The sequence below is a fragment of the Hyphococcus sp. genome, from assembly GCF_041986965.1.
GTDB lineage: Bacteria > Pseudomonadota > Alphaproteobacteria > Caulobacterales > Parvularculaceae > Hyphococcus.
Genome location: NZ_JBHIXB010000002.1, coordinates 340838 through 358139, shown reverse-complemented (window position 1 = coordinate 358139; position 17302 = coordinate 340838). Strand labels below are relative to the sequence as shown.

The following is a 17302-nucleotide window of genomic DNA, read 5'->3' as shown; positions in this document are numbered from 1 at the left end:
GCCCTCTCATGAAACTCTCCACTGGTCTTGTTTGCGTAATGTTCGCCTTTGGGTCCCCGGCCATGGCGCAGATGTCGGTCACGACGATCGGCGCCACGGACGCCGTATCTTGCTACGAAAACGCCCGCAATGATTTTTCGCGAGACACCAATCCTTGCGACGATGCGCTCAACGACAACAGCATGTCGCGTAGCGACCGGAAAAAAACACTGGTCAATCGCGGCATCATTTTAAACCGCGAAGGCGACGTCGGCGCGGCCATCAGTGACTTCAACAAGGCGCTTGATATCGACGGGTCGCTTGGTGAGGCTTATCTCAATCGCGGCAATAGCTATTACCTGATGCGCCGCTATGACGAAGCGCTTGCCGATTATCAGCAGTCGCTTGAAACGGATCTGACCAAGCCCTGGGCCGCCTGGTACAATATCGGCCTTGCTTATGACGCACAGAAGATGTCTGAAAAGGCGAAGGAAGCCTATCAGACAGCGCTGGATCTCAATCCGAATTTCTCTCAGGCGCGCCAGAAGCTTGAAAACTAAACTGAATGGCGATGCATAAGTGTTTTGCCTTTCTTGTCCCGCTGGCTGTGCTGATCTTTATGGGCCCGGTCCAGGCGCGCGATCTTGAGCGGGACAACCTTACTGGCGTGATGGAGGCGCTCGATGAAGTTGAGCGTTTGTGGAATGATCAAGACATTGAAGGATTGACGCTCTTAATCGCGGAACCCTTCAACTTGATTACCCCGGACGGTGTTTATCGGCGCACATATTTTCGCGCTGGCGTTCATAAACTTCTGTCCCTTTATGTTGAACGTGACACAGATGAAGCGCTGGAGCTGGCGTTTTCCAGTTTTTCAATGCTGACGGATCATGTGGCCTATCTGGAAGCGACGGGCTCTCTTGGCGAAAAGGATATTGTGATCAGTGCGATTTTGAGAAAATTCGGCGACGACTGGAAAGCGCACAATGTCCATATCTCCGATCTGAGTGAAGAGAAGACTATCCGCGACGAAGAAGGAAAATGAATGAGTTTCGTCACCCATCTTGAATGTTCCTATACGGGCGAACGCTATGAGGCGGGAGCCGTACACGGGCTGTCGGCGGCGGGAAAGCCTTTGCTGGTGCGCTACGACCTTGCGGCGCTTGAACGCCTTGCCTGCAAGGACGCCCTGCGCGAGCGTGAAGACGGGTTCTGGCGATATCGCGAATTTCTGCCCGTTGTAAAGCTGGAAAACCGCATCACGCTTGGCGAAGTGATGACGCCGCTCATTCGGCTCAAGCACACGGAAAAAGCGGCAGGCGTCACCGGCGAAATTATCGTCAAGGATGAGGGACGGTTGCCGACGGGCTCGTTCAAGGCGCGCGGACTTGCGCTTGCGGTTTCCATGGCGAAAGAGTTGGGGCTGGATCATCTTGCCATGCCGACCAATGGCAATGCGGGCGCCGCCATGGCCGCTTACGCCTCGGCGGCGGGCATGAAGACGACAATCTTTTGTCCCGACGATACGCCCGAGGTGAATGTCGAAGAAATCGCATTACAGGGCGGCGACGTTTATCGCGTCAACGGCCTTATCAATGATTGCGGCAAGATTGTTGGCGAGGGCAAGGAAAAGGCCGGCTGGTTCGACGTCTCCACCCTGAAAGAGCCCTATCGCATCGAAGGCAAGAAAACGATGGGCCTCGAGCTCGCCGAACAATTCGGCTGGGAGTTGCCGGACGCGATCTTTTACCCCACTGGCGGCGGCACCGGCCTGATCGGCATGTGGAAGGCGTTCGACGAACTTGAAGCGATCGGCTGGATCGGACCGAAGCGGCCGAAAATGATTGCGGTGCAGGCCGCGGGCTGCGCGCCGATCGTCAAGGCCTGGGAGGAGGGCGCGGAACACGCGCCCCTTTGGGAGAACGCCTGGACGGCGGCGGCTGGCATTCGCGTGCCCATCGCTGTAGGCGATTTTCTGATCCTGCGCGCGGTGCGCGCATCGAACGGCTTTGCGGTTGCGGTTGAAGAAAACGACATCTTCGAAGCGCGCGACGCCATTGCGCGCGAAGAAGGCTTGTTGCTTTGCCCGGAGGGCGCCGCCACATACGCCGCCTACAGACAATCACTGGAAGACGGCCGCGTTTCGAAATCCGACCGGGTTGTGCTTTTCAACTGCGCCACGGGCCTTAAATATCCCATGGAAGCGAAGACCGGTTTTGTCGATCGCACGAAACCGATTGATTATGGACGGTTCTAATGAGACTCGGTTTTATCATCCTTGTCGTTCTTGGCCTGATTGGCGCTGCGGCTTTCTGGGCGCTGTCCGGCCGCGATTACGTTTTCCAGTTTTCTGAAGACGACTTGCGCGGACAACTTGATTCGCGGCTGCCTTATGAGGGGCGTCATCTTTATGTTTTCGATGTGACGCTCGATAACCCACGCATTGATCTTGTCGAAGGGGCGGACCGCGTCGCTGGCGGCGTTGATGTCGTCGTGGCGACGACTTTTGCAGGGCGCGAGCTTTCCTTTTCCGGCGCCGCGGACATGTCCGGCGGCGTGCGCTATGACGCGGAGCAGCGCGCCTTCTTTCTGAAAGACCCGGTCGTGGATAGAATGCAGCTTGGCGGCGTTCCCGACGCCTACGCCAACAAGGCCAATGAAGCGATTTCCGTCGCCTTGCGGGAATTTTACCGGACGCGGCCGCTTTACGTGCTGGAGCCCGACACCGCGGCGAAATCCGCGGCGCATCTCTTTTTGAAGGATGTTGCGGTGAAGGACGAACAGCTCGTCGTGACCCTGGGGCTCAATAAAACGGCGTCCGAAAAGGCCGATTAGACATTCCCCGCCAAGTGCGCTAAGCACCCCGCCACAAAAGAAGGATTATCAGGACAGTGAACAACTAGGCCGGAACACCCCGAAACGCCGCCGCGACGCTTTTTAGAGAGCGATTGCGCGCGCTTTTTCCCTCTTTCCGACCGGAGTTTTTATGTCTGACCTTCAAACACGGGCCCAGCACGGGCCTGCCCCCAGTGAACTTCACCCCATGGACGGCTATCCCCAGGTTGGCTTTTTAAAGCCGCTTGTGAATCAGCCCAATGTCGAGATCGGTGAGTACACCTATTACGACGATCCGGTGCATGGACCGGAGCAGTTCTATGAACGCTGCGTCCGCTACCACCATGAGTTTTTGGGCGACCGGCTGATCATCGGCCGGTTTTGCGCCATCGCCTCCGGCGTCCAGTTCATCATGAACGGCGCCAATCATCGCCTCGATGGGCTGTCGACCTATCCCTTCGCCATTTTCGGCAAGGGCTGGCAGGACAGGGATGACAATTGGAAGCTCGGCTTGCGCGGCGACACTGTCATTGGAAACGATGTCTGGATCGGCGCCGACGCGGTGATCATGCCCGGCGTCACGATTGGCGACGGGGCCATCATCGGCTCTAAAGCCGTCGTCGCTTCGGATGTGCCCGCCTATGGGATCGCCGTCGGTAACCCGGCCCGCACCATAAGGCGTCGCTTTGACGATGAGACCATTGACCGGCTCATCGCCGTCGCCTGGTGGAACTGGCCGGCGGCGAGGATCACCGCCAATCTTGAGGCCATTCGCGGCGCGGATGTCGCCGCTCTGGAGCGCGCAAGCAACTGAAAATTCAGCATGAATTTTTGATTTCAGCCGGCGGGGAAATTTTCCCGCCGGTTTTTACTGGACACGAGAACAAAAAGGGAATAGAGAACAAAAGACGAACTCAACAACGGGAGCGTCTTATGGAAAACGAAAGCTTGCGCGACGTCGTCGGACTCGGCGTACTCATCATGGTCATTGGCGCTGTCCAGTTCTGGAGCGTCTTGCTCGGGGCGTAATCCGCGTTCCTTTACATTGGTGTCAGACGAACGCGGGAGCCGCCATGACGGCGCAATTCATCCATCTGCATCTGCACTCGGCGTACTCCCTTGCGGAGGGGGCGATCCCCATCAGCCGGGTGAAGGATCTCTGCCTTGAGGCCGGGATGCCCGCAGTCGCGATCACTGACACAAACAATTTGTTCGGCGCGCTTGAGGCTTCGGTGACCCTTGCCGGCGCCGGCGTCCAGCCCATTGTCGGCCTGCAACAGGCTTTCGACGGCGCCGATTTCGGGCTTCAAACCTCGCGGGGCGGGCGTCAGCCCTCCATCGTCCTCCTCGCCCAGACGGAGGCCGGCTATCAGAACCTTCTGAAGATCACGAGCGAGGCGTTTTTGCGCTCCCGCTCTGAGGAGGGGGCGTGCGCCGGCCTCGACTTTCTGGAGGCTCACACTGACGATGTGATCTGCCTTACGGGCGGCTATGACGGACCCGTGGACCGGCTCTTGCGCGAAGACCGCAAGGAGGAGGCGCGGAACGCGCTGGAGCGGCTGGCGCGGATGTTTCCGCTGCGCCTTTATGTGGAGCTACAGCGCCACGCCGACCGTGATGACGAAAGCGTCGAGGAAGCGCTGATCGATCTCGCCTATGATCTGGACCTTCCCCTAGTCGCGACCAATGAGCCTTTCTTCCCCGCGCCTGACGATCATGAGGCGCATGACGCGCTGATGTGTGTCGCCGAGGGCGCTTATGTTCATCAGGACGACCGGCGCAAAGTCACGCCTGATCATTATTTCAAAACAGCGGAAGAGATGACGGCGCTTTTCGCCGATCTGCCCGAAGCGATTGAGAACACGGTGGAGGTGGCGCAGCGCTGCGCCTATCGCCCGCGTTTTCGCGATCCGATTCTGCCGCGTTTCGCCGGCGAAGGCGAGGAAGCCGCGGCGGCCGAAGCGCGAGAGCTTGAACGTCAGGCGCGCGAGGGGCTGAAGGCGCGGTTGCGCGCCAATGAACCTGCCACTAATGAAAGCGAGTACTGGGACCGTCTCAAGATCGAGCTCGACATCATCAACAGGATGGGGTTTCCGGGGTACTTCCTGATCGTTTCCGACTTCATCAAATGGGCCAAGCGCGAAGACGTTCCCGTCGGGCCGGGTCGCGGTTCGGGCGCGGGCTCGCTCGTCGCCTGGGCGCTCACCATCACCGATCTCGACCCGTTGCGCTTCGGTCTCCTGTTCGAGCGCTTTCTCAATCCCGAACGTGTCTCCATGCCGGACTTCGATATCGATTTCTGTCAGGACCGGCGCGACGAGGTGATCCGCTACGTTCAGGAAAAATACGGCCGCGATCGCGTCGCCCAGATCATCACCTTCGGAAAGCTGCAGGCGCGCGCGGTGCTGCGCGATGTGGGGCGGGTCCTCAACATGCCGTTCGGCCAGGTGGATCGCATCTGCAAGCTGGTGCCGAACAATCCGGCCAATCCGGTGACCCTCGCCGAGGCGCTGGAAACCGAACCGCGACTTAAAGAACAGCGCGATGAAGATGAATCCGTGGCGGCGCTCATCGAAAAGGCGCTGAAGCTCGAAGGGCTATACCGGCACGCCTCGACCCACGCCGCTGGCGTGGTGATCGGCGATCGGCCTCTCGACGAGCTGGTGCCGCTCTATCGCGACCCGCGCTCCGACATGCCCGCGACCCAGTTCAACATGAAATGGGTGGAGCCGGCGGGCCTCGTCAAATTCGACTTTCTGGGGCTGAAGACGCTCACCGTTATCGCCCGCGCTGTCGGCTATGCGGCCGAGCGCGGCGTCGATCTCAAAATGGATGAGATCCCTCTCGACGACAAATCCACCTTCGAGATGCTGGGCGAGGGCGCAGCGACGGGCGTGTTCCAGCTGGAAAGCACGGGCATGCGCTCCACCCTGCGCGCCATGAAGCCCGATACTCTTGAAGACATTATCGCGCTCGTCTCGCTCTATCGCCCGGGCCCGATGGAGAACATTCCCACTTATATCGAGCGCAAACAGGGGCTTCAAAAACCCGATTATCTCCATCCGCTGCTTGAGGACGTGCTCAAGGAAACTTACGGCGTCATCATCTATCAGGAACAGGTGATGCAGATCGCGCAAATCCTGTCCGGCTATTCGCTGGGTGAGGCGGACCTTTTGCGCCGGGCCATGGGCAAGAAGAAAAAGGAGGAGATGGACAAACAGCGCATTCGTTTTGTCGACGGCGCGAAAGAAAAAGGCGTCGACGCCGCGAAGGCCTCGTCCATTTTCGATCTTGTTCAGAAATTCGCGGGCTACGGGTTCAACAAGTCCCACGCCGCCGCCTATGCTTACATCGCCTACCAGACTGCATGGCTCAAGGCCAACTACCCAGCGGAACTGCTCGCCGCCTCCATGTCGCTCGACCGCGCCAACACTGACAAGCTCGCCATCTTCCTGAAAGAGGCGCGCCGCACAGAGCTTGAGGTTCGTCCGCCGCATATCAATTATTCGGAAGCGGATTTTTCCGTGAAGGACGGCGCTATCGTTTATGCTTTGTCCGCGGTGAAAAATGTGGGCGAAGGCGCCATGGCCCATATCGCCGACGAACGGGCGAAAAATGGCCCTTTCAAGGACCTGATCGACTTCGCCGAACGGGTGGATCTGAAACAGATTGGCAAACGCTCGCTTGAAAATCTCGCCCGCGCCGGCGCGCTGGACGGGCTTTGTGCGTCGCGCGCGCAGGCCTTTGCTTCGGCGGAGCTGCTTTTGCGCACGTCGGCCGCTTATCAGGAAGAACAACAAAGCGATCAGGGTGGGCTTTTTGCGCTCGACGATGCGCCGGCGCTCGCCAAGCCCAAGCTGCCGGCGGCTGAAGAATGGACGCCGCAGGTGCGCCTTGATGAAGAGCGCAGCGCCGTCGGTTTTTATTTCAGCGGCCACCCGCTCGACGACTATGAGAAAGAACTGAAACGGCTCAATGTAATCACCTATACAGAGGCGCAGGCGCGCGCAAAAGTCGGCCGCGCGGCGGTGCAAATGGCGGGGGTCATCCGTACGGTCCGTTTCCGCCGGTCAAAAACCGGCAAGCCATTCGCCTGGGTTGAGCTCTCCGATCAGAGCGGTGAATTCGAGATCACTGTCTTTTCCGAGACCTTGAACGCTTCCCGCGATCTGATGGAGTCGGGCTCACTCGTTCTTGTGGGCCTCACCGTGGAAGAACGGGACGGTGATGTGCGCTTTACCTGTGAGACCATGCGCAAACTTGATGAGGCGGCGGCGGCGACCGTGTCTCAGTTGCGGGTGTCAGTGACATCGCCGGACGCACTGGATGGATTAAAACGCCGGCTCGCCTCTGTGCGGCCCGCGAGCGCACGGGAAAGCGGCTCTGTGGTCGTCGTGATGCGCCTGCCGGAAACGGGCCGGGAGGTCGACCTTGCCTTGCCGGGCGTCGCCGCCTGCACCCCCGCCATGCGCGGCGCCTTGCGCAGCATCAATGGCGTCGCCGACGTAGAGCTAATTTAGGAGCTGATCCAGGCGCTGAGCCGGACTAAAGAGACTCTTTGAGGAAAGCGCGGAAAGCTGCTGAAAACTCAGGCCGTTTCAGGCCCAGCGTAACATTTGCTTTGAGCCAGCTCAGCTTGTCGCCGCAATCATGGCTCTGGCCCTCATATTCATAGGCGTAGAACGACTGCGATTTCATCAGCGCGTCCATCGCGTCAGTGAGCTGGATCTCGCCGCCGGCGCCGCGGGGCGTTGTTTCCAGAAGCTTGAAAATCTCCGGCTGAAGAATGTAGCGCCCGGTGATGGCGAGATTGGATGGCGCAACCGCAGGGGCCGGCTTTTCCACCATGCCCGACATTTCAAAAAGGCGTCCGCCGCGTTCGCCTTTGGGGGCGACAACGCCATATTTGTTGGTTTCTTCTTTCGCGACTTGTTCGACGGCGATGATATTTCCGCCGGTCTTTTCATATTCCGTCACCATCTGGGCGAGACATCCCGGCGCGCCGTCAATGACCACGTCAGGAAGAGAGACCGCGAAAGGTTCGTCGCCGATGATGTCGCGTGCGCACCAGACAGCGTGGCCAAGACCCAGCGGCGCCTGCTGACGGGTATAGGAGAGTGCGCCGGCTTTCGGGATGACGCCCTGAACGCTTTTGAGAATTTCGGTTTTCTTTTTCGCTTCAAGCCCGGCTTCCAGTTCGAAGGCGTGATCGAAATAATCCTCAATGGCGCCTTTGCCGCGGCCGGTGATGAGCACCACATGCTCCATGCCCGCCTCGAACGCTTCATTGACCACATAGTCGATCAGCGGCCGGTCGACTAGCGGCAAGAGTTCTTTCGGTGTCGACTTTGTGGCGGGCAGAACGCGCGTGCCGTGGCCGGCGACGGGAATGACGACTTTGCGAACAGGCTTCATGAGGGGGTCCGTTATCTCGATGTTAACATTTCCGGCGGCCATCAAGGTTTTGATAGCTGTTCGATCTTATCCTTTCCCGGGGGGAGAAGATCAACCGGCCGCCTCTTTTCAGTCATGAATCGAGATCGCCTTGAAACTGTCGCGTTTGCAGGCTGTTCTTGCGTAAGGGCTGAAGGCTGCGCATATGATGAAGTCGCGGGACACGCCCCACGGGTCAGAGAAAACAGACATGAACGACGAAAACGAAGAAAAATCAAAGGAATCGTCAGCAAAGCGGAACCCGCTGGGCGGTGACCGGCCGTTGATTCAGCCAAAAAAACAGAGCTTTCTTGCGGGGCTGTGGTCGGATTTTCTGGCCGGTGTCGCGGTCGTCGCGCCTATCGGCATCACCATCTGGCTTTTTTATCTCCTTTTCACCGGGCCGATGGCCAAGCTGGACGCCTTTGTTAAACGTACGTTGCCCGCCGGGAACTATGAAACGGTCGTTCAGGTGATCCCTGGCGTCGGGGTGCTGCTCGCTTTCATCGTCATCATCCTGATCGGGATTTTTGCGAAAAACTTTATCGGCCGGTCCTTCATTGCTGCGGGTGAGCGCCTGTTTGAATCCGTTCCGGTTGTGCGCAATGTGTTCGGCTTTTTCAAAAATGTTTTTGAAACGGCGCTGCGCCAGTCAGACCGGTCTTTCAAGGAAGTTGCGCTGGTGGAATATCCGCGCAAGGACGCCTGGGTGATGGCGTTCGTTGTGGGCGAGACCAAAGGCGAAGTGCGCGCGCAACTTGACGATATGGGTGAGCGTCTGACGTCGATCTTCATCCCGACGGTGCCGAACCCGACCTCCGGTTTTCTGTTGTTCGTGCCGCGCAAGGATCTGCGCGTTCTTAAAATGACCGTGGAAGAAGCGGCGAAGGTCGTCTTTTCACTGGGGCTTGTCACGCCGGAATATACGGACGGCGCCGAAGCGGCGCGTAAACTCGAAGCGCTGGCGGATGAAGCGCGCGGTGAGAAAAACCCGCTGCGCAAGCGCCTCTTCGGCGCCAAAAAAGCCTAACCGGCGCTCAACAGTTTAACCGCATCATCACGGCTGAAAAGATAGAGCAGGGTGCGCAGGGCTTCGCCCCGGGGCGTTCTGAGCTCCGGGTCGCGGTCGATAATCATTTTAGCGTCGTCCCGGGCGGCGGCGAGCAGTTCGCCATGTACGGCAATATCCGCCAGGCGAAAGCGGGGAAATCCGGATTGCGCCGCGCCGAGAAAATCACCGGCGCCGCGAAGTCTTAAATCCTCTTCGGCGATCACGAATCCATCCTCGGTGTCGCGCAGCACTTTCAGGCGAGCTTTGGCTGTTTCGCCGAGCGGCGGTTTGTACAGGAGGATGCAACTCGACTTTTTGTCGCCGCGTCCCACGCGGCCGCGCAATTGATGAAGCTGGGCGAGGCCGAAACGTTCGGCGTGTTCGATAATCATGATCGTCGCGTTGGGCGCATTGACGCCAACTTCGATCACCGTTGTTGCGATCAACACCGACAACTCGCCGCGATAGAATTTTTCCATCACGGCGTCTTTGTCTGGTCCTGACATGCGTCCATGCACCAGTCCGACGCGATCACCCAGCACCGCCTTCAAACTTTCAAAACGCTCTTCAGCGGCGGTGAGGTCGATGATGTCGGACTCTTCGACCAGGGGGCACACCCAATAGGCCTGATTGCCTTCCGCCGCTGCGCGTTTCACCGCCGCGATCATTTCATCAAGGCGGCTCATGGGAATGGCGCGCGTGTCCACGGGCTTGCGTCCCGGCGGTTTCTCGGTGATGCGGCTGTGCTCCATATCGCCATAGGCGGTGAGCGCCAGCGTGCGCGGGATCGGCGTCGCCGTCATAACAAGGAGGTCCGGCTTGGGACCTTTCTGCGTGAGTGCGATGCGCTGGCGTACGCCGAAACGATGCTGTTCATCGATCACGACCAGCGCCAGATCCTTGAACGCGACGTCTTCCTGAAAGAGGGCGTGTGTGCCTATCAGAATATTGATTTCGCCGTTCTTGAGGCGATCGAGTTTTTCCGCGCGCACGGCGCCTTTGTCGCGTCCCGTCAGAATGTCCATTGTGACGCCGGTTGCGGCGGCAAGGTCGGCAAGCGATTCCATATGCTGGCGCGCAAGAATTTCCGTCGGCGCCATTAACGCGGCTTGCGCGCCAGCCTCGATGGCGCCGAGCATGGCGAAGAAGGCGACAATGGTTTTGCCGGACCCCACATCGCCCTGAAGAAGCCGCACCATGCGTTCATTGGAGCGCATATCGGCGAAGATTTCCTTGAGGGCCTCGGTTTGCGCGCCGGTTAGTGAAAAGGGAAGCGCCTTTTTGGCGACAGCAATGCGCTTGCCGTCACCCTTGATGGCGCGTCCCCTGGTTTTGACGCGCGCCTTGCGAATGAGCGCTAACGCCAGTTGATTGGCGAGGAGTTCGTCATAGGCGAGCCGCTGGCGCGCCGGGGAGAGGAGCGATAATTCCTCCTGCGCCGATGGCGCGTGTACGGTTTCAATCGCGTCTTTCCAGGTTTGCCAGTGATGTTTCGCCAGCCAGTTTGGCTCCTGCCACTCATCGAGATCGGGCGTCCGATCGACAGCCTGCATCGCCGCCTTGCGCATCACCGCTGCCGACAGCCCGGCGGTGAGCGGATAGATCGCTTCGTGCAACGGCATCTCGCCCGGCTTTTCCGGATCCGCGATATAATCGGGATGCGTCATCTGACGCGCGCCCTTGAATTCCTCGACCTTGCCGGAGACAAGACGGCGGGCCCCTTCGGGCAATTGCTTTATCAGATAATCCGCACGCGCATGAAAAAATACGAGCGTTAAAAAGCCGGTTTCATCCGAACAGGTGATTTTATAAGGAAGCCGGCGTCCTTTCGGCGGCGGCTCGTGATGGTCAACCGTGATCTCCAGCGTAACGATGCGGCCTTCGGGCGCATCGGCGACTTTCGGGCGGAAAGACCGGTCCACTAACCCCGATGGCGGCGTCAGGAGAAGGTCGACAATGCGCGGTCCCGCAGCGCGGCCGATCAAGGCGGCGATTTTCGGACCGACGCCGGTCAGCACCGTGATGTCGGCAAAGAGGGGATTGAGAATGGCGGGCCGCATGAAGACTGGATAGCGCTGTTTTGTGGTCTTTTCCATTTCGCGGGAAGGGCTAAAAGGCAAGGGAAAGGGTATATTCGATGCTGAGATCGCTCGCCGCCGTCATTGTCGCCGTTATTGTGGGGCTCGCGGCTGCAAAAACAGTGGAAGGCGGCGGGGCGGCGCTGCTTGGGGCAGCCCCCGGAGCGGCTGTTTATGGCGCACTCCTGCTCGCCGGCTGGCTCGCGGGCGCCTTTGTCGCGGCGGCGCTGGCGCTGATCATTGGCAGGCGCTGGGCGCCGTTGGGCGCGCTGGGCGCCGCTGCGATTTTTCTCGCCGCTGTGATAACGCTTTTTTCCTATCCGCTGTCATGGCTGTTGTGGCCGGGCGCGATCATCACGACAATGCTTGGCGGTTTTGCCGCCATCCGGCTGACGGGCGCGCGGAAAGAACACCCTGATATGAGGCGCAAGGACGGCCTTTTCGATGAGTGATGCGATCCCTGCGGCGACAATTATCCTTTTGCGCGACGAGCCCCGCTTTGAAACGCTGATGGTTGTGCGTCACGCCAATATCGCGTTCGCCGGCGGCGCCATGGTGTTTCCCGGCGGACGTATAGACGCTGGCGACCATGCGCAGAACTGGCGGGATCATTGTGACGGCGTGGATAACACGCTGGATGACCAATTCGCGCCGCGGGTGGCGGCGATCCGCGAAGCGTTTGAGGAAACGGGCCTGTTGCTGGCGCGGCGCGGCGACATGATGATCGGCGCCGACGAGGCGCTGGCGCTTGCATCATGGCGGTCTCGGGTCGAACAGAATGACGCGCTTTTCCTTGAGATGATTGAGGGCGAGGGGCTTCGTCTCGCGCTTGATGACTTATGTTTTTTTGCGCGCTGGCGCCCGCCCGCCGGCGTTGGTCATCGCCGATACGACACCTGGTTCTTTGCGGCGCGGGCGCCGGCGTCGCAAATCGCTGAAGCCGATGGCGTCGAGGCGACGGATGTTGTCTGGGCGCCGCCATCGGCCATGCTGGCAGACCGCGACACGGGGAAGCGGAAAATGATCTTTCCGACATCGCGCAATGTGGAGCTGTTGAATGTGAGCGCCTCATCCGGCGATGTTTTCCGCTTCGCAGAAGAAAGAACGATCCGTCTTGTCGAGCCGCGCATTGTTGAGCGGGACGGCGCGCGGTTTCTCACCATTCCGGACGATATGGGTTATCCGGTGACGGAAGAACCGCTGGAAAGCGCCATGCGCAGCTAAAGCGTTTTCAGCAAAAGTGTGAATGGTTTTGCGGTTCGAAAACGCGACAATACAAAATTTAGAGTGGTTTTAAGCGCTCTAAAGCTCGGCGCCGGTTTCAAGATTATAGTGAGATACGGCGCGGCGCGTATATTCGAGGGCGACGGCGTCATAGAGCGCATGGGCGGCGATCGGCGCCAGAAGATTGTCGGTCAGCATGTAAAGAAAACCGAGATACATGCCGACAAGGCCCGCGATGACGGCGTAAAGCGCCGTGCGCATGTGCATCATGCCAAACAGCATATTGGTGAGAACAATCACCAGCACTTCCGGCGCAAAACCGGCGCCCCATGTTTGCAAAACGCCGCGGAACAACAACTCTTCTGAAATTCCCGCCGCCAGCGCCATCAAGGCGATGCGGCGCGGCGTGAAGGAAAAGCCGATTTCAGAAAAGAACTTGATCTGGGAGCGGCGGAAAGACGCGAAATGCTCCAGCGTCGTATTGGAAAACCACCAGAGAAAAGCGGCAAGGGGCGTGGTTGCGATGACGCCGATCAAAATGGCGTTTATGTCCAGCACGAGTTGCGGGCCGAGCGGCGTTTTAAAAACAAAGCTCAGGCCTATGGCGGCCAATCCCATCAGCGCCGTGCCGCCAATGACGACAAGAAAGGTGCGCTCTTCCGATGGCGGAGTTTCATCCGCCATATCAGCGCCGCTTCAGGCTGCCGAGAACGCCGCGCACAAGCTCGCGGGCAAGCGTCCTCGCAGCGGTCTTGAAGGCGGCTTCACTGACGGTCTGGCGGTTGGAGCGACGACGGGTGGTTTTTCGCCTGGATGTCTTTTGCTTCGCTTCTTTTTCGCGGGCCTTTTCTTCAGCTTCGGCCCGTTTCTCCGCCCGTTCTTTCAGAATTTCATAGGCGGATTCACGGTCCACCATGTCGTCATATTTGTCGGCCATGTCGGAATAGCGCAGGACGCTTTTCCGTTCGGCGGCGGTCAACGGCCCCATGCGAGATGACGGCGGGCGGATCAGCGTGCGCTGGACGACGCCCGGCGCGCCCTTGCTCTCAAGGGTCGAGACCAGCGCCTCGCCGATGCCGAGCTGGGTGATCACCTCGAGCGTGTCAAAGGCGGGATTCGGCCGGAAGGTTTCCGCCGCGGCTTTGACCACGCGCTGTTCGCGCGGCGTAAAGGCGCGAAGGGCGTGCTGCACCCGGTTGCCAAGCTGGCTGGAGACGCTGTCTGGCACGTCGAGCGGGTTTTGCGTGACGAAAAAGACGCCGACGCCTTTGGAGCGGATCAGGCGCACAACCTGTTCGACTTTTTCAAGCAGCGCTTTGGGCGCTTCATCAAAAAGAAGGTGGGCTTCGTCGAAAAAGAAAACGAGCTTCGGCTTTTCCGGATCGCCGATTTCCGGAAGCTCTTCGAAAAGTTCGGAGAGCAGCCACAGCAAAAACGTTGCATAAAGCTTCGGTGTCTGCATGAGCTTGTCAGCGGCGAGAATGTTGATGATCCCCGCGCCTTCGTCATCGGTGCGCAGGAAATCCGTCAGCTCGAGCGCCGGCTCGCCGAAAAATTCCTCGGCGCCTTGTTCTTCAAGCGCGAGCAGGCGGCGCTGAATGGCGCCGACAGAGGCGCGGGACACATGCCCATATTCTGCTGACAGTTCTTTTGCGCGCTCGGCGACATCCACAAGCAGCGCACGCAAATCCTTCAAGTCCAGGAGGAGGAGGCCTTCATCGTCGGCGAGACGAAAGGCGAGCGTTAACACCCCTTCCTGGGTGGCGTTGAGATCGAGCAGCCGCGACAGCAACAACGGGCCCATCTCCGATACGGTCGCGCGAATAGGATGGCCCTTTTCGCCGAAGAGGTCCCAAAAGCACACCGGGCAAGCTTTCGGCTCATACGGGTCGAGCCCGATCTTTTCCGCGCGCGCCGTGAGGAAATCCTTCATCTCGACCGGTTCGGCGATGCCGGAAAGATCTCCCTTCACGTCAGCGACGAAGACCGGCACCCCCGCGGCGGACAGCCCTTCGGTGATGATCTGTAACGTGACGGTTTTACCGGTTCCGGTTGCGCCGGAAATAAGACCATGGCGATTGGCGTATTTAAGGGAAAGGGCTTCCGGTTTTTCGCTCTTTCCAAGAAAAACGGACGTCTCGGTCATGTGGTCTCCTGGCCGGCGGAACTGCGCATACGGCCCCAAACCCGCTTTCTATGCGGTCTTGGGGTGGGCGTAATGTCCAAGCGCCCGGAATTATTGTCAAATCCGTAATCTTGGACCTGAGAGGCGGCATTTACGGCGCTCCGGATTGGGGATAAAATCCACTGACCGCGCGAGAAAACACATTCGAGGGAAATTGTACGGGGCGTGCGGGGGTAATCATACGCGTAAAAAACATCGGGCGAAGTAACGCATAAGGAAGGGGCTAACCATGCTCAGAATTCTTCTCGTCATCGCGGTTGCGCTGGCGGTTATTATTGGATTGACGCAGCTGATGGGCCGCGACGCGCCAGAGGCGATGCAGGACGCGAGCGAGGCTATCGAGGACGTGGCGGATGACGCTGCTGATGCGATGGGCGATGCTGCGGATGAAGTTGGCGATATGGCGGGCGACGCCGCTGAGGCCGCCGACGAAGCCATGGGCGATGCCGGCGACAATATGGGCGAAGCCATGGATGACGCTGGCGACGCAATGGACGAGGCCATGGATGAAACCGGCGAAATGGCGGATGACGCCATGGAGGCGGCTGATGAAATGGCGGACGACGCCGCTGACGCCATGGAAGGCGCGGCGGAGGATGCTGGCGAAATGATGGATGCCGCCAGCGACGAAATGGAAGAAATGGCGGCGGACGCCGAGGAAGCGGCTGACGAGGCCATGGACGAGGCTGAGGAAGCAGCAGACGAAGCCGCTGACGAAGACCCGCAAAACTAAGACGCGGCTGACGCCTGTTTTCAGGCCAGACCGTTTCAAAATGAGACGCCGCCGGCGCTTTACCCGCGTCGGCGGCGTTTTCTTTACAACCTGTTAAACATGACGGATAAAATTTTAATCGCCTTGTAGCAATTGTCGCTTACATTCTTGTCATGTTCGTAGAAGTGAAAAGTGAGCGAGACATGACGGCAGGCGGAATGATCGATTTTGACCATCTCGAAAAATACGTCGTTGGCGATGACATGTTGCGCGACGAGATTCTCGAAATTTTTTCCGAGCAGGTCTGTCTGCTTCTGGAGAAGTTTGACGTGTTCCAGACGGACGAGGCCTGGAAAAACACGGCCCATACGCTCAAAGGCGCGGCGCGCGGCGTCGGCGCGTGGAGCCTCGGCAAAATCTGCGAAGAGGCGGAAAACATGATCGGGGCGGCTCCCGGAAAACAGGAAGCGCGCGCGACCCTGCTTGTTTCCCTTCGCGTCATGGCGTCTGACGCCATTGACGAAGCCAAGCGGTTCCGGCTGGCGGCCGCGATTTAAGGCTTTAGCGTTTCAGCTCGGCCATGGCCTTTTCGATGCCGCCGAGCGTTAACGGATACATGCGCTCGCCCAATAATTCGCGCATGAGTTTTGTCGACGGGACATAATCCCAACTGTCCTTGCGCACCGGGTTAAGCCAGACGACCCGCTCATAAATATCGGTGACGCGTTTCAGCCAGACGGCGCCGGCTTCATCATTGAAATATTCGACAGAACCGCCCGGCACAGTGATTTCATATGGCGACATGGACGCGTCGCCGATGAAGATCACTTTGTAGTCGTGGGGATATTTATGCAGGATATCCCATGTGGGAATTTTCTCCGTCCAGCGGCGGCGGTTGTCTTTCCAGACATAATCGTAAAGGCAATTGTGGAAGTAGAAATATTCCATGTGCTTGAATTCGGCCCGCGCGGCGGAAAACAGCTCTTCGCAAATCTTGATGAACGGATCCATTGATCCGCCCACGTCGAAGAACAGCAGCACCTTGATCATATTGCGGCGCTCCGGCCGCAGCTTGATGTCGAGATAGCCGGCGCGCGCCGTTGCGTCGATGGTGCTGTCGAGATCGAATTCTTCCGCGGCGCCTTCGCGTGCAAAGCGGCGCAGCTTCCTCAGCGCCATTTTGATGTTGCGGGTGCCGAGCCCCATATTGTCATCGAGATTTTTGTAGTCGCGCTTTTCCCAGACCTTGACGGCCCGGCCCTGGCGTTTTCCCTGATTGCCGATGCGCACGCCTTCAGGATTGTAGCCGCCGGAACCGAAGGGCGACGTGCCGCCGGTCCCGATCCATTTATTGCCGCCCTGATGGCGTTCTTTTTGTTCTTCGATGCGCTCCTTGAGCGTCTCCATCAGCTTGTCCCAGCCGCCTAGCGCCTCGATCTCCTTCATCTCCTCTTCAGAGAAATAGCGCTCGGTCATCAGCCGCAGCCAGTCTTCCGGGATATCGGCCGTGATCTCTTCGCCGACACTCTCAAGCCCTTTGAAGACATGCCCGAAAACGCGGTCGAACTTGTCGAGATTGCGCTCGTCTTTCACCAGCGCGGAGCGGGAGAGATAATAGAAATCCTCAACCTTGCGGCTAGCGAGGTCGGCGTCCATGGCTTCCATGAGAGTGAGATACTCCCTCAAGGAGACGGGCAGGCCGGCGGATTTCAACTCGTGGAAGAATTTTGCAAACATGAACTTATTCTAATGCGCGTTATCTCAGACGGAAGCCCAAGATGCAGTCTGGCGCAACGTCGATGACG

At 58.9% G+C, this 17302-nt stretch carries 16 protein-coding genes; 11 read left to right on the top strand and 5 right to left on the bottom strand.

The window, feature by feature from the left end; genetic code table 11:
- Nucleotides 1-8: 8 nt before the first annotated feature.
- The 6 genes from ACFC5L_RS10715 to dnaE all read left to right on the top strand — a co-directional run bounded on the left by ACFC5L_RS10715 (nucleotide 9) and on the right by dnaE (nucleotide 7334).
- On the top strand, nucleotides 9-539 hold the full coding sequence (locus tag ACFC5L_RS10715) for a tetratricopeptide repeat protein (RefSeq protein WP_375202946.1): 531 nt from the start codon (nucleotides 9-11) through the stop codon (nucleotides 537-539).
- Nucleotides 540-544: 5 nt separating this feature from the next.
- Nucleotides 545-1024, top strand: a complete 480-nt coding sequence (locus ACFC5L_RS10710; protein ID WP_375202947.1) for a hypothetical protein — start codon at nucleotides 545-547, stop codon at nucleotides 1022-1024.
- Nucleotides 1025-2236 (top strand): threonine synthase, encoded by a 1212-nt coding sequence (locus tag ACFC5L_RS10705; protein WP_375202948.1) that lies wholly within the window; start codon nucleotides 1025-1027, stop codon nucleotides 2234-2236.
- Complete coding sequence (locus ACFC5L_RS10700; protein WP_375202949.1) at nucleotides 2236-2814, top strand: DUF1439 domain-containing protein; 579 nt, start codon at nucleotides 2236-2238, stop codon at nucleotides 2812-2814. The genes ACFC5L_RS10705 and ACFC5L_RS10700 overlap by 1 nt, the downstream gene beginning before the upstream one ends.
- A 151-nt stretch (nucleotides 2815-2965) precedes the next feature.
- Nucleotides 2966-3628 (top strand): CatB-related O-acetyltransferase, encoded by a 663-nt coding sequence (locus tag ACFC5L_RS10695; RefSeq protein WP_375202950.1) that lies wholly within the window; start codon nucleotides 2966-2968, stop codon nucleotides 3626-3628.
- A gap of 259 nt (nucleotides 3629-3887) precedes the next feature.
- Nucleotides 3888-7334 (top strand): DNA polymerase III subunit alpha, encoded by a 3447-nt coding sequence (gene dnaE, locus ACFC5L_RS10690; RefSeq protein WP_375202951.1) that lies wholly within the window; start codon nucleotides 3888-3890, stop codon nucleotides 7332-7334.
- A 25-nt stretch (nucleotides 7335-7359) separates the two neighbouring features.
- Here the strand turns inward: dnaE and galU are convergent, their stop codons facing one another.
- Nucleotides 7360-8229 carry a UTP--glucose-1-phosphate uridylyltransferase GalU gene (gene galU, locus ACFC5L_RS10685; protein WP_375202952.1) on the bottom strand — a complete coding sequence of 290 codons (870 nt, stop codon included), beginning with the start codon at nucleotides 8227-8229 and terminating at the stop codon, nucleotides 7360-7362.
- 229 nt (nucleotides 8230-8458) lie between these two features.
- Here galU and ACFC5L_RS10680 point away from each other — a divergent pair, with 229 nt between their 5' ends.
- Entirely contained in the window at nucleotides 8459-9277 is an 819-nt protein-coding gene (locus tag ACFC5L_RS10680; protein ID WP_375202953.1) for a DUF502 domain-containing protein, read from the top strand.
- Here the strand turns inward: ACFC5L_RS10680 and recG are convergent.
- On the bottom strand, nucleotides 9274-11358 hold the full coding sequence (recG, locus tag ACFC5L_RS10675) for an ATP-dependent DNA helicase RecG (RefSeq protein WP_375202954.1): 2085 nt from the start codon (nucleotides 11356-11358) through the stop codon (nucleotides 9274-9276). The genes ACFC5L_RS10680 and recG overlap by 4 nt on opposite strands.
- A gap of 77 nt (nucleotides 11359-11435) precedes the next feature.
- Here recG and ACFC5L_RS10670 point away from each other — a divergent pair, with 77 nt between their 5' ends.
- Together ACFC5L_RS10670 and ACFC5L_RS10665 are read left to right on the top strand one after the other, a co-directional pair.
- Nucleotides 11436-11828 (top strand): hypothetical protein, encoded by a 393-nt coding sequence (locus ACFC5L_RS10670; RefSeq protein WP_375202955.1) that lies wholly within the window; start codon nucleotides 11436-11438, stop codon nucleotides 11826-11828.
- The gene (locus ACFC5L_RS10665; RefSeq protein WP_375202956.1) at nucleotides 11821-12600 is read left to right on the top strand and encodes an NUDIX hydrolase; all 780 of its coding nucleotides are present in this window, start codon (nucleotides 11821-11823) and stop codon (nucleotides 12598-12600) included. Before ACFC5L_RS10670 ends, ACFC5L_RS10665 begins: the two co-directional genes overlap by 8 nt.
- A gap of 78 nt (nucleotides 12601-12678) precedes the next feature.
- On the opposite strand, the gene ACFC5L_RS10660 is transcribed toward ACFC5L_RS10665, so the two are convergent.
- Nucleotides 12679-13284 (bottom strand): CPBP family intramembrane glutamic endopeptidase, encoded by a 606-nt coding sequence (locus ACFC5L_RS10660; RefSeq protein WP_375202957.1) that lies wholly within the window; start codon nucleotides 13282-13284, stop codon nucleotides 12679-12681.
- Between the two features lies 1 nt (nucleotide 13285).
- The gene (locus tag ACFC5L_RS10655) at nucleotides 13286-14746 is read right to left on the bottom strand and encodes a helicase HerA-like domain-containing protein (protein WP_375202958.1); all 1461 of its coding nucleotides are present in this window, start codon (nucleotides 14744-14746) and stop codon (nucleotides 13286-13288) included.
- A 268-nt stretch (nucleotides 14747-15014) separates the two neighbouring features.
- Here ACFC5L_RS10655 and ACFC5L_RS10650 point away from each other — a divergent pair, with 268 nt between their 5' ends.
- Both ACFC5L_RS10650 and ACFC5L_RS10645 read left to right on the top strand, forming a co-directional pair.
- Complete coding sequence (locus tag ACFC5L_RS10650) at nucleotides 15015-15518, top strand: hypothetical protein (protein WP_375202959.1); 504 nt, start codon at nucleotides 15015-15017, stop codon at nucleotides 15516-15518.
- 182 nt (nucleotides 15519-15700) lie between these two features.
- Nucleotides 15701-16054 (top strand): Hpt domain-containing protein, encoded by a 354-nt coding sequence (locus tag ACFC5L_RS10645; protein WP_375202960.1) that lies wholly within the window; start codon nucleotides 15701-15703, stop codon nucleotides 16052-16054.
- 4 nt (nucleotides 16055-16058) lie between these two features.
- On the opposite strand, the gene ACFC5L_RS10640 is transcribed toward ACFC5L_RS10645, so the two are convergent.
- On the bottom strand, nucleotides 16059-17234 hold the full coding sequence (locus tag ACFC5L_RS10640) for a vWA domain-containing protein (protein ID WP_375202961.1): 1176 nt from the start codon (nucleotides 17232-17234) through the stop codon (nucleotides 16059-16061).
- Nucleotides 17235-17302 lie beyond the last annotated feature (68 nt).